Source organism: Kaistia granuli DSM 23481, from assembly GCF_000380505.1.
Lineage (GTDB): Bacteria > Pseudomonadota > Alphaproteobacteria > Rhizobiales > Kaistiaceae > Kaistia > Kaistia granuli.
In genome coordinates, this window is the sequence record NZ_AQYH01000003.1 from 84,663 (window position 1) to 101,901 (window position 17,239).

The 17,239-nt window shown below is 66.7% G+C and carries 13 protein-coding genes and 1 tRNA gene; 9 read left to right on the forward strand and 5 right to left on the reverse strand.

Translation table 11 applies throughout. The features are described from left to right. Positions 1–28: 28 nt before the first annotated feature. Positions 29–1,489, forward strand: coding sequence for a cobyric acid synthase (locus G342_RS0102770; protein ID WP_018181576.1), 1,461 nt, complete (start codon positions 29–31; stop codon positions 1,487–1,489). Here the strand turns inward: G342_RS0102770 and cbiB are convergent. Both cbiB and G342_RS0102780 read right to left on the reverse strand, forming a co-directional pair. Beyond that, positions 1,461–2,444 (reverse strand): adenosylcobinamide-phosphate synthase CbiB, encoded by a 984-nt coding sequence (gene cbiB, locus G342_RS0102775; RefSeq protein WP_018181577.1) that lies wholly within the window; start codon positions 2,442–2,444, stop codon positions 1,461–1,463. The two genes, G342_RS0102770 and cbiB, sit on opposite strands and share 29 nt — an antisense overlap. Positions 2,445–2,463: 19 nt before the next feature. Continuing rightward, a complete protein-coding gene (locus G342_RS0102780) occupies positions 2,464–3,303 on the reverse strand; it encodes an ABC transporter substrate-binding protein (protein ID WP_051094093.1) in 840 nt (279 codons plus the stop codon). 162 nt (positions 3,304–3,465) lie between these two features. Here G342_RS0102780 and G342_RS0102785 point away from each other — a divergent pair, with 162 nt between their 5' ends. The 4 genes from G342_RS0102785 to G342_RS26215 all read left to right on the forward strand — a co-directional run bounded on the left by G342_RS0102785 (position 3,466) and on the right by G342_RS26215 (position 7,426). Further along, on the forward strand, positions 3,466–5,358 hold the full coding sequence (locus G342_RS0102785; RefSeq protein ID WP_018181579.1) for a TonB-dependent receptor plug domain-containing protein: 1,893 nt from the start codon (positions 3,466–3,468) through the stop codon (positions 5,356–5,358). Beyond that, a complete protein-coding gene (locus G342_RS0102790) occupies positions 5,346–6,392 on the forward strand; it encodes a FecCD family ABC transporter permease (RefSeq protein ID WP_018181580.1) in 1,047 nt (348 codons plus the stop codon). The genes G342_RS0102785 and G342_RS0102790 overlap by 13 nt, the downstream gene beginning before the upstream one ends. Further along, positions 6,392–7,165, forward strand: a complete 774-nt coding sequence (locus G342_RS0102795; protein WP_018181581.1) for an ABC transporter ATP-binding protein — start codon at positions 6,392–6,394, stop codon at positions 7,163–7,165. The genes G342_RS0102790 and G342_RS0102795 overlap by 1 nt, the downstream gene beginning before the upstream one ends. Positions 7,166–7,279: 114 nt before the next feature. Then, positions 7,280–7,426 (forward strand): hypothetical protein, encoded by a 147-nt coding sequence (locus tag G342_RS26215; protein WP_018181582.1) that lies wholly within the window; start codon positions 7,280–7,282, stop codon positions 7,424–7,426. 60 nt (positions 7,427–7,486) lie between these two features. Here G342_RS26215 and cobD read toward each other — a convergent pair whose 3' ends face one another. Further along, positions 7,487–8,491: a threonine-phosphate decarboxylase CobD gene (gene cobD / locus G342_RS0102805; protein WP_018181583.1), complete on the reverse strand. Its 1,005-nt coding sequence runs from the start codon at positions 8,489–8,491 to the stop codon at positions 7,487–7,489. A gap of 211 nt (positions 8,492–8,702) precedes the next feature. Continuing rightward, a tRNA-Cys gene (locus tag G342_RS0102810) sits at positions 8,703–8,776 on the reverse strand. Between the two features lie 205 nt (positions 8,777–8,981). Here G342_RS0102810 and G342_RS0102815 point away from each other — a divergent pair. From G342_RS0102815 to G342_RS0102830, 4 genes are all read left to right on the forward strand, one after another. Continuing rightward, positions 8,982–9,650, forward strand: coding sequence for a protein-L-isoaspartate O-methyltransferase family protein (locus tag G342_RS0102815; protein ID WP_018181584.1), 669 nt, complete (start codon positions 8,982–8,984; stop codon positions 9,648–9,650). Between the two features lie 211 nt (positions 9,651–9,861). Then, the gene (locus G342_RS0102820) at positions 9,862–11,241 is read left to right on the forward strand and encodes a TolC family outer membrane protein (protein ID WP_211198470.1); all 1,380 of its coding nucleotides are present in this window, start codon (positions 9,862–9,864) and stop codon (positions 11,239–11,241) included. Between the two features lie 159 nt (positions 11,242–11,400). Beyond that, positions 11,401–12,006: a PopZ family protein gene (locus tag G342_RS26675; protein WP_018181586.1), complete on the forward strand. Its 606-nt coding sequence runs from the start codon at positions 11,401–11,403 to the stop codon at positions 12,004–12,006. A 181-nt stretch (positions 12,007–12,187) separates the two neighbouring features. Further along, on the forward strand, positions 12,188–14,938 hold the full coding sequence (locus G342_RS0102830; RefSeq protein ID WP_018181587.1) for a valine--tRNA ligase: 2,751 nt from the start codon (positions 12,188–12,190) through the stop codon (positions 14,936–14,938). A gap of 229 nt (positions 14,939–15,167) precedes the next feature. Here the strand turns inward: G342_RS0102830 and G342_RS0102835 are convergent, their stop codons facing one another. Next, entirely contained in the window at positions 15,168–17,021 is a 1,854-nt protein-coding gene (locus G342_RS0102835; protein ID WP_018181588.1) for a DEAD/DEAH box helicase, read from the reverse strand. Positions 17,022–17,239 lie beyond the last annotated feature (218 nt).

The window sequence follows — 17,239 nt, forward strand, 5'->3', positions numbered from 1 at the left end:
CTTATGATCTGCGTGGCGGGATAGCACCATGACCGCCGCCATCATGTTCCAGGGCACCGGCTCGAATGTCGGCAAGTCGGTGCTCGTCGCCGGCCTGGCGCGGCTCTATGCGCGAAAAGGCATCCGCGTCGCGCCGTTCAAGCCGCAGAACATGTCGAACAACGCGGCCGTAACAGTGGATGGCGGCGAGATCGGCCGGGCGCAGGCGCTGCAGGCGCGCGCCGCCGGCCTGCTGCCTACCGTCCACATGAACCCGGTGCTCCTGAAGCCCGAGAGCGACACCGGCTCGCAGATCATCCTGCAGGGGCGGCGCTTCGGCACCATGAAGGCGCGCGAATTCGGCAAGCGCAAAGCCGAGCTTCTGCCGAGCATCCTCGAAAGTTTCGAGCAGCTGGGACGAAATGCCGATCTGATCCTGGTCGAAGGCGCCGGCAGCCCGGCCGAAATCAACCTCCGCTGCGGCGATATCGCCAATATGGGCTTTGCGGAAGCCGCCGACCTGCCGGTGATCCTGATTGGCGACATCGACCGCGGCGGCGTCATCGCCAGCCTCGTCGGCACGCGCGCCGTGCTGCCGCAGGCGGACCGCGATCGGATCAAGGCGTTTCTCGTCAACAAGATGCGCGGGGATGTCAGATTGTTCGACGAGGGCGTCGCCGCCGTTTGCGCCGCCACCGGCTGGCCGTCGCTCGGCGTCGTACCGTGGTTCGCCGAGGCGCATCGCCTGCCGGCCGAGGATATTCTGGACCTGTCGGGAGGCACCGCGCGCCCCGATACACTGACGATCGCCGTGCCCGTCCTCCCGCGCATCGCCAATTTCGACGATCTCGATCCGCTGGCACTGGAGCCCGGCGTCTCCGTGGTGCTCGTCCGGGCGGGCGAACCGATCCCGGTCTGTGACGTCGTGCTGATCCCCGGCTCGAAATCGACCATCGCCGATCTTGCCTTCGTGCGCGCCCAGGGCTGGGACATCGATATCCTGGCGCACCACCGGCGCGGCGGCCGCGTCATCGGCCTCTGCGGCGGTTACCAGATGCTCGGACGGACGATTTCCGATCCGCATGGCTTCGAGGGCGCAGCGGGCAGCGTGCCGGGGCTCGGCCTGCTCGACGTAGAGACGGTCCTTGCTGCCGACAAGACGACGGCGCCATTTTCCGGTCGCGATGCGGCCTCCGGCCTGGCCGTCTCGGGCTATGAAATCCATCTCGGCCGCACCGAAGGTGCGGATCGCGCCCGACCATGGCTCTCGCGCGATGGGATCGGCGAGGGCGCCATTTCCGCGAATGGGCTGGTGCGCGGCAGCTATGTGCACGGCCTGTTCGGCAACGACGCGTTCCGGCGCAGCTTCCTTGTCAGCATTGGCGCCGAAGCCTCTGACCTCTCGTACGAAATCGAGGTCGATCGGACGCTCGACCGGCTCGCCGATCACCTGGAGGAACACGTCGATACCGACGCGATCCTTAAGTATGCAGGTATAGCCAGACGATAAGGGTCAGAACGGCGCCAGCGGCGGTGGCGACGCGCAGGATCTTCAGCGCCCGGCCGATATCGCCGGGGCCTGCCTCGTGCCGTCCGGCATCGTTGAGAAACGGATCCTCGACCACACGCTCGCCGTAGCGGCGGGGACCCGCCAGCGCGATGCCGAGCGCCCCGGCCATCGCCGCCTCCGGCCAGCCGGCATTCGGTGACCGGTGCTTTCGCGCGTCGTCGAGCATCACCATGAAGGACTGCTGGATGGTGCCGCCGACGAAGGGCGCCGCCATGGCAATGAGAAAACCGGCGAGGCGGCTTCCCGGCAGGTTGACGAGATCGTCGAGCCGCGCCGCCGCCCAGCCGAAGGCCTCGTGCCGAGCGGAGCGGTGGCCGATCATCGAATCGGCCGTGTTGATCATTTTGTAGGCGAAGAGCCCTGGCAGGCCGAAGACGGCGAACCAGAAGGCAGGCGCCACGACGCCATCGGAGAAATTCTCGGCCGTCGATTCAATCGCGGCGCGGGCGACGCCCGCCTTGTCGAGGCTGTCGGGATCGCGGCCGACAATCATCGAGACGGCGCTGCGCGCCGCCTCAAGGCCGCCGGAATAGAACGCATGCAGGACCCGGGCGACATGGTCGTACAGGCTGCGACTGGCGAGGAAGACCGAGGCGATGAGCGCGACCACCACGTAGCCATAGGGGATGAGGGTGGTCAGCCGCTCCACCAGCACGCCAGCGATCCAGGCGAACCCGACGAGGACCGCGACGACGAGGATGCCGGCCAGTCGACGCAGCGCCGCGCTCGCGGTATCGCGGTTGAAAGCCCGGTCGCAGAGGCCAATCAGCGCGCCAAACCACGTCACCGGATGCGGCAGGCGGCGCCAGATCCAGTCGGGGTCGCCGATCAGCGCGTCGAGGCCGATGGCGGCGATCAGCAGGAGCAGGCGAAAGTCGAAGCTGTATTCGGTCATGCGGGCCTGGAGTCCGTGCTCACGAGCCGCCGAGGCGGGCGCGCTCGGCGGCGAGCGTCTCGATCGCTTCCGGCAGCGACGGTCCGGCGCAGATCGTGAGCCGGCCGGGCAGGGTGATGCGGCGATCGGCCGGGTAGAGTTCGCGCAAGGCCGGATGGGCGAGCAGCGCGCTGCCCTGGTCGGCCGCCACGACATGCGGATCGGCGACGACAAGGAGGTCCGGCTTGCCGGTGACGATGCGCTCCAGCGGCACGAAACCGCCGGTCTTGCCGGCGAGCGCGCCGCCCATGTCAGCGAACCCCGCCAGGCGGAGCAGTTCGCCGGTCAGCGTGTTCTGGCCGGTGACGTAGCCCCGGCGCTGATAGACGGCGACGGTGGGCTCGGCCCCCGCCGGCGCCGCCGCGGCGGCCCTGGCCCGCGCCGCCTCGATTCGGGCGATGAGGTCGTCGCCGCGGTCGGGATGGCCGATCAGGGTGGCGACGTCGCGAATCTGCGCGATCGAATCGTCGATCGTCTTCGCGGTCTCGAGCTCGACGACGGTATAGCCGAGCCGCTTGAGCAGCGATCGCGTCTCCCGCTTGGTGAACCGGCCGGCAAGCACGAGGTCGGGCTTGCGCTCGATGACGGTCTCGGCGGATCCGGCATCATGCGGATAGGCCTTCGCCTGCTCGGCGAGATAGGAATAGGCTGGATCGGTCGCATAGAGCGAAAGCGCTGCGATCTGGCCGGGATCGGCGAGCGCCAGCAGCAACTGGTCGGCACAGGCGTTGATCGAGACGATCCGCTGCGGCGCGGCCGAAGAGGCAGGAGCGGGCGCAGCCAGCCCAAGGCTACTTAGTGCCCAAGCTGCCACAATCATACCGAACCTGTTGACCCACGCGCGCATGGGGGGCGCTCCCGCTTGCAGTGACCTGGGTCCTCGTCTACCGCTTCTGAAGCGAACGGCAAAGCCGCCTCGCAGGACCCGGTACACAAAGGTGACGGGTGCGATGACCAGATCGATCCAAACGAGGTCTGCCTGATGAAGTTCTTCGAACGGTGCCAGGGGCGCGCCGCTCTCTCCCTTTTCGTCACACTTCCAGTGGTTCTGGCGGCCGATTGTGCCCGGGCAGACCAGCTCGACGACATCGTCGTCACCGCCTATCGCGGTGCGACCGACATCGCCAAATCGGGCAGCGCGATCACCGTCATCCCCGGCGACAAGATCAACAATGCCTCGCCAGGCTCGCTCGTCGACGTGCTGCGCCAGGTGCCGGGCCTGACCGTCACCCAGTCCGGCGGCCCCGGCGGCACCACCGAGGTCAGCATCCGCGGCGCCGAAGCCGGCCACACGCTGGTCATGATCGACGGCGTCCGCGTCAACGATCCGGCCAGCGCCCGCAATGCCTTCGACTTCGCCGTCTTCTCGCCGACCGATATCGAGCGCGTCGAGATCCTGCGCGGCCCGCAAAGCGCGCTCTACGGCTCGGATGCGATGGGCGGCGTCATCAACATCATCACCCGCAAGCGCAAGGGGCCTGTGTCGATGACGGCCGGCGCCGAGGGTGGCAGCTACAGCACCTTCGCCGGCAATGCCGCCATCGGCGGCAGCGTCGGCCCGGTCAGCCTCTCGGTCAGCGGCACCATCTTCGACACCAACGGCTTTTCACGCGTCGGCGACCGCGACAATGGCGAGGCGGACGGCACCCAGAAATTCGCCGGAACCGCGCGCGGCAGCTATGAGTCGGGCGAGGGGCAGGGCTTCAGCTTCGCCGTCACCGCCTACCGCCAGGAATCGGACGTCGAGAAGGGCTCCAAGCCGACCGACGACCTGCCCGGCTACGAGCGCGACCGAGATGTCGTCTCCGGCTTCGGCCGCTTCGATTTCGAGGCCTTCGAGGGCAAGCTCAACAACCAGATCACCTTCTTCGGCGCCGAGACGACTAGCGCCTATATCGAGCCCGTGCCGCGTACGACGGATTCGCGCGGCACCAATTACGGCGTCGAGTACCAGAGCACCCTCGACATGGGGCAGGCGGGCACCCTGATCTGGGGCGCGCGAGCGGAAAAGGAAGGCGGCACGCAGAGCGTAACGCCTGTCCCGCTCAAGCCTTCAGGCTTTGACGACGAACGCACGCTGCTGGCCATCTTTGCGTTGCAGCAGTTCACCCTGTTCGACCGGCTCAACCTGTCGCTCGGCGGGCGCTATGACGAGGATGTCGACGGCCAGGGCTTTCTGACGGGACGCGCGACGGCGGCCTATCTGATCGACGAGAGCGGCACGAAGCTGCGCGGCAGCTTCGGTAACGCTGCCAAGCGGCCGACGATGTTCCAGCTGTTCGATGCGCAATTCGGCAATCCGGATCTCATCGACGAGGAAAGCTGGGGCGGCGACATCGGCATCGACCAGGAACTGTTCGACGGCCGGCTGACGTTCTCGGCGACCGGCTTCTACAACCGCTTCACCAATCTGATCAGCTACTCGCTCGCGACAAACGACTATATCAACATCACCAACGCCGAAACGTCCGGTCTGGAATTCTCGGCCGATGCGATCCTCTGGCCGTCCGTTCTGAGGGCGACAGCCTCCTACACCTATCTGAACGCCATCAATCTCGACACCGACCTGCCGCTGTCGCGCCGGCCGGAAAATAGCGGCTCGCTGACGCTGACCTATACCGGGATCGAGAATTTCGAGTTCGGCGCGACGGCGATCTTTGTCGGCGACCGTTTCAACAACGATCCGGCGAAAGCGGCCCAATTGGTCCCGCTCGAGAGCTACACCAAGATCGACCTCAGCGCTTCCTACCGGCTCAATCCGCAGACGACGCTCTATGCCCGGCTCGAGAACCTGACCGATGTCGAATACCAGGACGCCTTCGGTTACAACAATGCCGGCCGCTCGGGCTATGTCGGATTGAGATGGACGCATTGACCGCATCGAGGCCGGATCTTCTCAAGCGGGGAGCGGCAAGCCGCTTCCTCGTGCCCGGCCTTGTTGCGCTGATGGTCGTGCTGTTCCTGTGGTCGCTCGGCGTCGGTCCGGTGCTGTTGCCGCTGCGCGCCGTCATCGACGGTTTGTTCGGCACCGGTGACGAGGCCGCGCGGCTGATCATCCGCGAAATCCGGCTGCCGCGCGCCATCCTGGCGGTGGCGATCGGCTTCTCGCTCGGCCTGGCCGGGGCGTCGCTGCAGGGGCTGTTGCGTAATCCGCTGGCATCGCCCTCGCTGTTCGGCGCTCCCTCGGCGGCGGCCTTCGGGGCGGTGCTCGTCATCGCCTTCGGCTTCTTCGACGCGCTGTCCTATTTCCTGCCGCTGGCGGCCATGCTCGGCGCGTTGCTGTCGGTCGGCCTGCTGCTCCTGATCGCAGGCCCGCGCGCCAGCCTATTGGTTATCATCCTCGCCGGGCTCGCCATATCGAGCCTCGCCGGCGCGGCGACCTCGCTGGCGCTCAACCTCGCGCCCAATCCGTTCGCGGCGCTCGAGATCGCGTTCTGGCTGCTGGGCTCGCTGGAAGACCGCAGCATGCAGCATGTCTGGATCGCGCTGCCCTTCATCACCGCCGGCACGATCCTGTTGTTCGTGGACGGCGCCGCCTTCCGGGCGCTGACTCTGGGCGAGGATGCCGCCGCGAGCCTCGGCATCCGGCTCGGCCGGGTGCGGCTCCGCGTCGTCCTTGGCGTGGCGCTGGCGGTCGGCGGCGGCGTCGCGGTCGCCGGCACGATCGGTTTCGTCGGTCTCGTCGCGCCGCATCTGGTGCGGCCATTCGTGCGGCATGATCCGGCGCGGCTGATGTTGCCGGCGGCGCTCGCCGGCGCGGCGCTGCTGACGGCCGCCGATATCCTGGTGCGGATCATTCCGGCGCAGAACGAGATCAAGGTCGGCGTCGTCACGGCGCTGATCGGTGCGCCGCTGTTCATCGTGCTCGTCTTCCGCCACCGCCGCGGCCTGACCGGGGAGGTATCGTGATGACCGCCCTGCTGCGCGCCGATCGGGTCGGCGCAACCCTTGGCAAACGACGGATCCTCGATGCCGTCGATCTTGCCGTCGCCGCCGGGGAGTTGGTGGTGGTGATCGGCCCGAACGGCGCCGGCAAGACGACGCTGGTGCGCCGGCTGGCCGGATTGCTGGACGGAACCGGATCGGTCCATGTCGGGGGTGAGCACGCCGAGGCCATCTCGCCGCGCATCCGGGCTCGCAAGATCGGTTATTTGCCGCAGGGCCATGTCTTTCACTGGCCGCTCGCGGTTGCCGACGTCGTCGCGCTCGGCCGGATTCCGCATGGCGCCGGCGCCGCCGATCTCGGCATGGCCGATCAGGCCGCGGTGCTGAAAGCGATGGACGCCACTGGCACGCTGGCCTTCGCCGAGCGCAATGTGACGACGCTATCGGGGGGCGAGCGAGCGCGCGTCGCGCTTGCCCGGGTGCTGGCGGGAGAGCCGCAGATCATCCTCGCCGACGAGCCGGTTGCCGCGCTCGACGTCCGCTATCAGTTCGTCGTGCTCGATCTGCTGCGGGAGCGGGCGAGGGCGGGCGCCGCGATCATCGCCGTGCTGCACGATCTGTCGCTCGCGGCGCGTTATGCCGACCGGCTGGTGCTGATCGACGGCGGGCGCATCGTGGCAGAGGGACGGCCGGAAGCCGTCATCACCCATGAAAACCTGGCGTCGACCTTCGGCATCCGGGCGACGATCGAGACCGTTGACGGGCAGATCACGGTGACGCCGCAAGGCGCGATCTGAGCGCTCGAAGCTCCGCTACCGATTTTCCGCCATGCGCAGGGGATCCAAACGCCACCGACACCGTTGGGTGGTCAGCGCTTGTTGCGCCCCCTCACAGTTGGTACCCAATCTAGCATGAACAGAAATTCGCTTTACCTGGTCGTCGGCGCCTTGATCGTCGTCGTTATCGGCCTCGGCGCCTATGTCTACAACGAACAGACCAAGCCGAAGGGCGTCGAGATCAAGCTCGACGAATCCGGTGTCTCCATCCAGGAAAACTAGTGCCGGTGCACCCGACGATTCGGTGACGATTCGTCGGGCCTCGCGCCCGGTTGCGAAGCGCTAGAGCCGCCGCAAAGCTTCAGACAACCGGTCGAACTGGTCGTCTGGCGGTAAGCCGAACCGGATATGGTGCGGCCGGTCGGCAAAGATCCGCGTCCAGATGCCCTGGCGCGCCAGGCCTTCGTGGATCGCCACCGCAGACGGGGCGCGGACCAGCACGAACAGATCTGTGCCGCCCTCGATTTCGAGCCCGGCTTCCGCCAGCAGTACCGAAAGTCTGGCACGACCGGCCCGCAACCGCTCGCGCGCGTCGCTCTGCCAGCCCAGATCGGCCAAGGCCTGGAGCCCGAGCGCGATAGCCGGCCCTGAAACCGGCCAGTCTCCCAGCAGTCCCTGCAGGCGGCCGATCGGTTCGCTAAGCCCGACGGCGAAACCAAGACGAATGCCAGCGAGCCCGAAGAACTTGCCGAACGAGCGCAGCACGACGATCGGTCGGCCGCCGAGCTCAGGAATCACGCTGAGATCGGGCGCGATCTCTCCAAAAGCCTCGTCGACCACCAGCATGCCGCCGCGCTGGCCGAGTTCATCGGCGAAGCGCAGCAGTTCGGCCGGCGCGATCGGCCTGCCGTCGGGATTGTTCGGATTGACGAGAACAACGATCCCGGCGCGGCTCGCCGCTTCGGCAAGAGAACTGGTCTCCGCGACGTTGCGACCCACCGCGCGCCAGGCTTCGGCGTGGCCGGAATAGGTCGGCCCGACGATGGCGACATCGCCCGCCATTGCGACGAGAGGCAGCAGCCGGAGTGCCAGATCGGACCCGGGAACGGCGGCCACCGCCGAATCCGGCGTCGCGCCGCAATGCGTTCGGGCCGCGGCGATCAGGGCTGCGAGATCCGCGGGATCGGGCAGGCGCTGCAGATCGGCCATGGCGAAGCCGGGAATCGGGTAGGGATGCGGATTAATGCCGGTCGAAAGATCGAGCCAGTCGGCCAGCGGCACGCCATAGCGCGTCGAGGCGTCCCTGAGGGCGCCGCCGTGACGGGGAAGTGCGGAGAGATCGAGCATTCCGGCCTTATCGGCCGGGACGGCGCGGCATGCAATCGCAAGCGATCCCGCAGCCGGCTTTCGGGCCAGCGAAAAGGCTGGGGCTCGTCTCGGGACTGCGACGCGGGAAAAGCTGGAAGCACGGGAAACACCCCGGCCAAATCCTTGGTGATGTTCACCAATCCGGATCGTCGGGATCCGAAGGCGACAACTTGTCGCCGGAAAGAGTATTTGGAGGCCTCGCCCGGAATCGAACCGGGATGCAAGGATTTGCAGTCCTCTGCGTAACCATTCCGCCACGAGGCCCTCGAGTTGGGGATGTAGAGGTAAGGGTGGGGGTTAGGCAAGAGCTAAATCACCCGTCATCCACGACTTAACCGCGCAGCCCCCAGATATGCCGTGTGACAGCGGCAGCCTGCGGCGCCGGGGCCGGCGGGAATGGCTTGTCACCTCGCTGAACCCCCGGTATTGGAACGTCTATTGCCACAACGACGATAAAGGGTCCCGGATCATGGTCGATTTCGCCAAGGCGCGAACCACGATGGTGGACTGTCAGATTCGCACCGTCGACGTCACCGAGTACGATGTGCTCGACGCCTTCGCCGCGGTGCCGCGCGAAATCTTCGTGCCCGATCATCTGAAGCCGCTTGCCTATATCGATGAAGACATCCTCGTCTCAGCCCAGGGCGCTACGCCGCGCTATGTCATGGAGCCCGGCCCGCTGGCCAAGCTCGTGCAGCTCGCCGGCATCCTGCCGACCGATCGCGTGCTCGATATCGGTTCGGCCACCGGCTATTCCGCCGCCGTGCTCGCGCGCCTCGCCGCTTCGGTCGTCGCGCTCGAATCGGACGAGGCGCTGGCCGCGCAGGCGATCGCCAACCTGACCGGTCTCGGCATCGACAATGTCGAGGTTGTCGTCGGCCCGCTGACCGAAGGCCATGCCGAGAAAGCGCCTTACGACATCATCCTGATCGAAGGCGCCGTGGAAGCAATTCCGCAGGCCATTCTCGACCAGATCGGCGAGGGCGGACGAATCGTGGCCGTGGTCGGATTGCATGGTCTTGCTGCGAGGGCGACCATCTATACTCGCTCCGGCGGCTCCATCAGCGGCCGTCCTGTGTTCAATGCCCATGTCCGTCCGCTGCCTGGCTTTGCCAAGCCCAAGACGTTCGTTTTCTGATTTTCGTTTGATTTCATAGGGTTATGGCCTTCGAGTGAACTTCCCCCTCGTGCGCAGGCTGTGGCTTTCCAGTCGCATGGCACGGTTTATTGGGCCTTAAGGGCGCCAGTGCCATTTGACGGTCTCGCGGCCTGTCGTACATTGGAGATCAATTGTCCGACGGTGGACGTCCGGTAGGGGGGCGTCGCCTCGCAACGCCGAGGTCTTGAACGTGGTTTTTTCCCGGGTCTATCTGGCAACCGTAGCCTTGGCTGCGGTTATCGTAGCTGCCCCCTCTGTCCAGGCTGATACTCTGACAACTGCGCTGTCGGAGACGTACAACAACAACCCGACTCTGAACGCGATGCGGGCTCAGCTGCGTGCTACCGACGAAAACGTTCCGCAGGCACTGTCCGGCTATCGCCCGGTGCTGACGGCGAATGCCTTCATCGGTCCGTCCTATACAAGGGGGCGGAGTGGCCCCAATATTCCGACCTCCTCGAGGACCACTTGGCCGCGCGGCGTCGGTCTGACGATCGAACAGCCGATTTTTCGCGGGTTTCGCACGCAGAACTCGGTGAAGCAGGCCGAATCGTCGGTTCTCGCCGGTCGCGAGATCCTGCGCTCGACCGAGCAGGACGTCCTGCTCGACGCCGTCGCCGGCTACACCAACGTGCTGCAGCAGCAGGCCATCGTCGGCCTGCGCGAGCAAAACATCGAATTCCTGCGCGAACAGCAGCGCGCCGCCGCCGACCGCCTCAAGGTTGGTGAGGGCACGCGTACCGACCTCGCCCAGACGGACGCGGCGTTGAGCCAGGGCCAGACCGCCTATGACGTGGCCGTCGCCGACCTGAATTCCGCCCGGGCCACCTATCTGCAGATCATCGGCGTCGCGCCGAAGAACCTCACGCTGCCGGTGGTGAATACGCGGCTGCTGCCGAAATCGGCTGAAGCGGCGGTTTCCGCTGGCCAGTCGCGCCATCCGGCGATCCGCGCCGCCAGCTACAATGTCGATACCGCCGCGTTCAACGTGAAGGTTATCGAAGGCCAGCTGCTGCCGACCGTTTCGTTGCAGGGCGATCTCTCGCGTCAGGATGATCCGTCGGTGACGGGATCGTGGGGCACCTCCGCGACCTTCACGGCCAATTTGAGCGTGCCGATCTACGAAGGCGGCGTCGTCTATTCGCAGACGCGTCAGGCCAAGGAGACGCTGGGACAGTTCCGTATCCAGCTCGATTCGGCCCGTGATCAGGTCCGGGCCGCCGCCGTTTCCGCCTATGGCCAGCTTCAGGCCGCGATTGCCTCGATCACCTCGGCCCAGTCCCAGGTCAAGGCTTCGCAGCTCGCGCTGGAAGGCGTCATCGAAGAGCAGAAGGTCGGTCAGCGCACCACCCTCGATGTGCTGAACCAGCAGCAGTCGCTGTTGCAGGCACGCGAGACGCTGGTCCTCGCCCAGCGCGCTCAGGTCGTTGCCGCCTACAGCCTGCTGGCAACGGCCGGCGCCCTCTCGGCCGAGAACCTCGGTCTCAAGGTCCAGCGCTACGAGCCGAAGCAGCATTACCAGGCAGTCCGTGACAAGTGGATCGGCCTGCGCACGCCGGACGGCCGGTAATACAAGCTCCTGTCGGGGAAAAGCGATCGGCCTTGTTCCGGCCGGTCGCCCTTTTCGTTACCCTGACACCCGGAATCGCATGTGTATCAAGGCGATTCGGCAGCGTATGTTGGGTGTGGGGTGACGATGGCCAAAGTCAGTGCGGCGCAAGAGCCTTCGATGGAAGAGATCCTCGCCTCGATCCGCCGGATCATCTCTGAGGACGACGCCGGCCACGGCGTCATCAAGCCGGCCGAGCCCGCGAGCGCGCCGGCCAAGCTCCCGAGCGTCCCGGTTTCGGCGGCCGATATCGACGCCCTGTTCAGTGCCCGTGTGGCTGAATTCGCACCGATCGAGCCGCGTGCCGAGGTTCCCCGTGCTGAACCTGCGCGAGCAGAGCCGCCTCGCGCCGAGCCGACGCCGGCTCCGGCTCCTGTGCCGCCGGCGATCGAGCCGCGTATGCTGCGCACGACGTTGCCGCCCTTGACGGAACCTGCGCCGGTCGTGTCTCGCAGCGAGCGCCCGTTGCCACCGGCAGCGCCGAAATCACATGCCGGCGACGTGCCTCGCAGCCCGGGCCTGTTGTCGGCGGCGACCGATGCCGCCGTCAGTTCGGCTTTCGGCGATCTCTCCAACACCGTGCTCTCGGGCAATCCCCAGACGCTGGATGATCTCGTCAAGGAGATGCTTCGGCCGATGCTGAAGAGCTGGCTGGACGACAATCTGCCGCCGCTCGTCGAGCGCCTCGTCCGCGACGAGATCGAGCGCCTGTCGCGCCGCCGCTAACACCCGGCGCCTGACTTCAGCGAGACATTTCGGCGCTCCGCGAGCACGCGAGTCGGGCGCTAGCCGCGCTTGTCGGGAGCCTGCCGAACACCCATCTCCGGAGATCGCCCGCGGCGGCGCGGTTGACTCGCCACCGGCCATCCGATCTACACCAGTTCAAACTCCTCATCCGGAAACGGTCATGCTCGACAAGAACTACGACGCGGCCGCGGTCGAGCCGCGCATCTATGAAACATGGGAAGGCCAAGGCGCCTTCAAGGCAGGCGCGGGCGCGAAGCCCGGTGCCGAGCCGTTCTCCATCGTGATCCCGCCGCCGAACGTCACCGGCTCGCTGCATATGGGCCACGCGCTCAACAACACGCTGCAGGACGTCCTCGTCCGCTTCGAGCGCATGCGCGGCAAGGACGTGCTGTGGCAGGTCGGCCTCGACCATGCCGGCATCGCGACGCAGATGGTGGTCGAGCGGCAGATGGCGGAACGCCAGGAGCCGAACCGCCGCGCCATCGGCCGTGACGCCTTTGTCGAGAAGATCTGGAAGTGGAAGGCCGAATCCGGCGGCACGATCATCGGCCAGCTGAAGCGCCTCGGCGCGTCGGCCGACTGGTCGCGTGAGCGCTTCACCATGGATGAGGGTCTGTCCAAGGCCGTTCTCAAGGTGTTCGTCGAGCTCTATCGCGGCGGCCTGATCTACAAGGACAAGCGCCTCGTCAACTGGGACCCGAAGCTGGAGACGGCGATCTCCGATCTCGAGGTCGTCCAGGTCGAGACGAAGGGCAAGCTGTATCATTTCCGCTATCCGATCGAGGGCAAGGCCTTCGATCCCGACGATGCGTCCACCTTCATCACCGTCGCGACGACGCGGCCGGAGACGATGCTGGGCGACACGGCTGTCGCCGTGCATCCGGACGACGAGCGCTACCACGCCTTCGTCGCCGCCGGCGCACATGCGATCCTGCCGCTCGTCGGCCGGCGCATCCCGATCGTCGCGGATGAATATTCCGATCCGGAAAAGGGTTCGGGCGCGGTCAAGATCACGCCGGCGCACGACTTCAACGATTTCGAGGTCGGTCGCCGCCACAATCTGCCGATGATCTCGGTGCTCGACCGCCAGGCGAATATCGCGATCGCCGGCAATGCCGAGTTCCTGGAGGGCCTGGACAAGACCGAGGCGCTCGCCGAGACGATCGCCGCCTTCGAGGGCCTCGACCGTTTCACGGTCCGCAACTCCGTCATCGCGATGATGGAAGAGCAGGGCTATCTCGCCGAGATCGAGGATCACGCCCACACGGTCCCGCATGGCGATCGCGGCGGCGTGCCGATCGAGCCGTTCCTGACCGAGCAGTGGTACGTCGACGCGCATACCATGGCGCAGCCGGCGATCGCCTCGGTGCGCGAAGGGCGGACCGACTTCGTGCCGAAGAACTGGGAAAAGACCTATTTCGAGTGGATGGACAACATCCAGCCGTGGTGCATCTCGCGCCAGCTCTGGTGGGGCCATCAGATTCCGGCCTGGTACGGCCCGGACGGCAAGGCCTTCGTCGCCTATGATGAGGACGAGGCCAGCGCCCAGGCAGCCGACCACTACGGCGCCCCGACCGCTCTGACGCGGGACGAGGACGTCCTCGACACCTGGTTCTCGTCAGCGCTGTGGCCGTTCTCGACGCTCGGCTGGCCGGACGAGACCGGCGAACTTGCGCGCTACTATCCGACCAGCGTGCTGATCACCGGCTTCGACATCATCTTCTTCTGGGTCGCCCGGATGATGATGATGGGCCTGCACTTCATGAAGGACGAGAACGGCACGCCGGTCGAGCCCTTCAAGGACGTCTACATCCACGCCCTCGTCCGTGACGAGAAGGGCGCCAAGATGTCGAAGTCGAAGGGCAACGTCATCGATCCGCTCAGCCTGATCGACGAATACGGCGCCGACGCGCTGCGCTTCACGCTGACCGCCATGGCGGCGCAGGGCCGCGACATCAAGCTGGCGACGAGCCGCGTCGAGGGCTATCGCAACTTCGCGACCAAGCTCTGGAACGCCTCGCGCTTCGCCGAGATGAACGGTGCCGTGCGCGTCGACGGCTTCGATCCGTCGACGGCCAAGGAGCGGCTGAACCGCTGGATCGCCACCGAGACGACGCGGACCGCGCGCGCCGTCACGGAGGCGCTGGAAGCCTATCGCTTCAACGACGCCGCCAATGCGCTCTACCGCTTCGTCTGGAACTCGTTCTGCGATTGGTATCTGGAGCTGGTCAAGCCGGTCCTGAACGGCGAGGACGAGGCCGCAAAGGCCGAGACCCGCGCCACCATCGGCTGGACGCTCGACCGCATCGTCACGCTGCTGCATCCCTTCATGCCCTTCATCACCGAAGAGCTATGGGAGCGCACCGCGAACGAAGGCAGCCGCCGCGACAAGCTGCTGGTCCTGACCGAGTGGCCGACGCTCGACTTCGAAGACGAGGCGGCCGCGGCCGAGATCAACTGGCTCGTCGACCTGATCTCCGCGGTCCGTTCGGTCCGCTCCGAGATCAACGTGCCGGCTGGCGCCATGGTGCCGCTGATCATCGTCGGCGCCTCGGCGGAGACGACGGCGCGCCTCGCCACGCATGACGCGCTGATCAAGCGTCTGGCCCGTGCCTCGGAGATCTCCGCCGCCGACGCGCCGCCGAAGGGCGCGGTCCAGACCGTGCTCGGCGAGGCGACGATCGCCCTGCCACTCGCCGGCGTCATCGACCTCGTCGCCGAGCGTGCCCGTCTCGGCAAGGAGCTCGACAAGGCGGCCAAGGAGATCAGCAAGATCGAGGCGAAGCTCGGCAACGAGAACTTCGTGTCGCGCGCGCCGGAAGAAGTCATCGACGAGCAGCGCGAGCGTCTGGTCGAAGCGCAGGAACTGACCATCAAGATCAACGCCGCGCTCGAGCGCCTCAAGGACTGATCGGTCCCGGTTATTGGATGTTCGATTGCAGAAGGGCCCGCGGCATTGTCGCGGGCCCTTTTTTGTATCGATGGGGGGGCCGGTCTTCGGACGAGCCAGCCAGAGAGGGCGGGTTCCTTCACCCTCTCCCTTAAGGAGAGGTCGCGGGGGGGGGGGGGCGATTGCAGACAAGCAAAAAAGAAGGCCCGCGACATTGTCGCGGGCCTTTTGAATCTCCGTTGCCGAAGGCTTAGCCGTCGTTGCGGTCGCGCTTCTTGAAGCCGGGCTTGCCACCGGGCTTGCCGCCCGGCTTGAAACCGGCGCGGCGGGTCGGCTTCTTGCCGGGACCGCGGGCACCGGCGCCGCCGATCGGCGCGCCATCGGCCGGTTCGATGCGGATCTCTTCCTCGCCGCCGCGACGCAGCGCGACGGTGAAGCGCTCGGCCGCCTCGGCCGTGATTTCAAAGCGCGTGTCGCGTTCGAAGATCTTGATCGCGCCGATCTCGTTCTTGGTGACATGACCGCGACGGCAGATCAGCGGCAGCAGCCACTTCGGGTCGGCGTTCTTCTGGTGGCCGATGCTCATGCGGAACCAGACCATGTCCTGCTGCGGACGCTCGATGCGGCCGTTCTCGCTGCCGGGACCGCTGTTCGGCCACTGGCCGCTGTCGCCGCCTTCGCGCGGAGCGCGGGCAGGGCGCTCGCCGCGCGGGGCATCGCGCTCGCCGCGCTCGTGGCGCGGGCCGTCCTGGCGTCGCGGCTTCGAATCGCGCGCGCCGCGATCCTGCTGCTGGCCGGGATCGAACAGGTCTTCCGGGGAGGGCAGGCGCGAGCGGTGCAGGCGGATCAGCGCGGCGGCAATCTCTTCCGGCGTGCGCTTGGTGAGCAGCTCGGTTGCGAGCGCCAGATCTTCCTCGGAGGCGGGCTCCGAGATCATGGCCTTCTCGAGCAGGCGCTCCTGATCCTTGGCGCGCACCTCGTCGGCCGACGGCGCGGCCGTCCAGTAGGCGTCGACGCCGGCGGCGCTGATCAGGCGCAGCGCCTTCGAGCGGTTGGTGTAGGGAACGAGCAGGGCGGAGATGCCCTTGCGGCCGGCGCGGCCGGTACGGCCCGAACGGTGCAGCAGGATCGCCGGACCGGTCGGTAGGTCGGCATGGACGACGAGGCCAAGATCCGGCAGGTCGAGGCCGCGGGCGGCGACGTCGGTGGCGACGCAGACGCGGGCACGGCCGTCACGCAGCGCCTGCAGCGCGTGCATGCGCTCTCCCTGGCTCAGTTCGCCCGACAGGGCCACGACCTCGAAGCCGCGCTCCTGCAGGCTGGCATGCAGGCGGCGGACCGATTCGCGCGTCGAGCAGAAGACGAGCGTGGCTGGCTGGTCGAAGAAGCGCAGCACGTTGACGACGGCGAGATCGATCTCGTTCGGCGCAACGCGCAGCGCGCGATATTCGATGTCGCCATGCGGCTGGCTCTGGTCGATCGTGTCGATGCGGATCGCGTCGCGCTGATACTGCTTGGCCAGGCGCACGATTTCGCGCGGCAGCGTGGCCGAGAACAGCATGGTGCGACGCTCTTTCGGCGACGCGTCGAGGATCAGCTCCAGGTCTTCCTTGAAGCCGAGGTCGAGCATCTCGTCGGCCTCGTCGAGAACGACGACCTTCAGCTTCGAGATGTCGAGGCGGCCGCGCTCCAGGTGGTCGCGCAGGCGGCCGGGCGTGCCGACGACGATATGCGCGCCCATCTCGAGCGCGCGCGCCTCGCGGCGAACGTCCATGCCGCCGACGCAGGACGCGATTCGCGCGCCGGCCGGGCCATAGAGCCAGATCAGCTCGCGCTGGACCTGCAGCGCCAGTTCGCGCGTCGGTGCGATGATCAGCGCCAGCGGCTCGGAAGCGGGGCCGAAGCGCTCTTCGCCGCCGATCAGCGTCGAGGCGAAGGCGAGGCCGTAGGCGACGGTCTTGCCGGAACCGGTCTGGGCGGAGACGAGCAGATCGTTTTCACCGACATTGTCCTGGAGGACCGCGGTTTGAACCGGCGTTAGTGTTTCATAGCCCTTTTCCGCGAGGGCGCGGGCGAGAGCCGGATTCTGGACGAGCGAGACCATAGGGGACAGTGCCTGAAATTGGAGAGGCATTCCGGGTCGCGAACAAGCTGTTCGCGAGCGGTGAATGTTCATGCGGAATGCGAGTTGCGCCTCCCATACCTCGGACAGCGTCATTAGCCAAGGATTCTCTATCATCCATGCCGTCGCATGGGCGCGCGCGGCTCGGCTGCCGGTGCGCCGGCCAGCTCCGAATACGCAGAAGTTGCCGGCCGCTTTCG

What these genes read in the sequence shown, in the direction of transcription:
- G342_RS0102770 (WP_018181576.1), top strand. Translation starts at nt 29, where the DNA reads ATGACCGCCGCCATCATGTTCCAGGGCACCGGCTCGAATGTCGGCAAG.
- cbiB (WP_018181577.1), bottom strand. Translation starts at nt 2,444, where the DNA reads ATGACCGAATACAGCTTCGACTTTCGCCTGCTCCTGCTGATCGCCGCC.
- G342_RS0102780 (WP_051094093.1), bottom strand. Translation starts at nt 3,303, where the DNA reads ATGATTGTGGCAGCTTGGGCACTAAGTAGCCTTGGGCTGGCTGCGCCC.
- G342_RS0102785 (WP_018181579.1), top strand. Translation starts at nt 3,466, where the DNA reads ATGAAGTTCTTCGAACGGTGCCAGGGGCGCGCCGCTCTCTCCCTTTTC.
- G342_RS0102790 (WP_018181580.1), top strand. Translation starts at nt 5,346, where the DNA reads ATGGACGCATTGACCGCATCGAGGCCGGATCTTCTCAAGCGGGGAGCG.
- G342_RS0102795 (WP_018181581.1), top strand. Translation starts at nt 6,392, where the DNA reads ATGACCGCCCTGCTGCGCGCCGATCGGGTCGGCGCAACCCTTGGCAAA.
- G342_RS26215 (WP_018181582.1), top strand. Translation starts at nt 7,280, where the DNA reads ATGAACAGAAATTCGCTTTACCTGGTCGTCGGCGCCTTGATCGTCGTC.
- cobD (WP_018181583.1), bottom strand. Translation starts at nt 8,491, where the DNA reads ATGCTCGATCTCTCCGCACTTCCCCGTCACGGCGGCGCCCTCAGGGAC.
- G342_RS0102815 (WP_018181584.1), top strand. Translation starts at nt 8,982, where the DNA reads ATGGTCGATTTCGCCAAGGCGCGAACCACGATGGTGGACTGTCAGATT.
- G342_RS26675 (WP_018181586.1), top strand. Translation starts at nt 11,401, where the DNA reads ATGGAAGAGATCCTCGCCTCGATCCGCCGGATCATCTCTGAGGACGAC.
- G342_RS0102830 (WP_018181587.1), top strand. Translation starts at nt 12,188, where the DNA reads ATGCTCGACAAGAACTACGACGCGGCCGCGGTCGAGCCGCGCATCTAT.
- G342_RS0102835 (WP_018181588.1), bottom strand. Translation starts at nt 17,021, where the DNA reads ATGGTCTCGCTCGTCCAGAATCCGGCTCTCGCCCGCGCCCTCGCGGAA.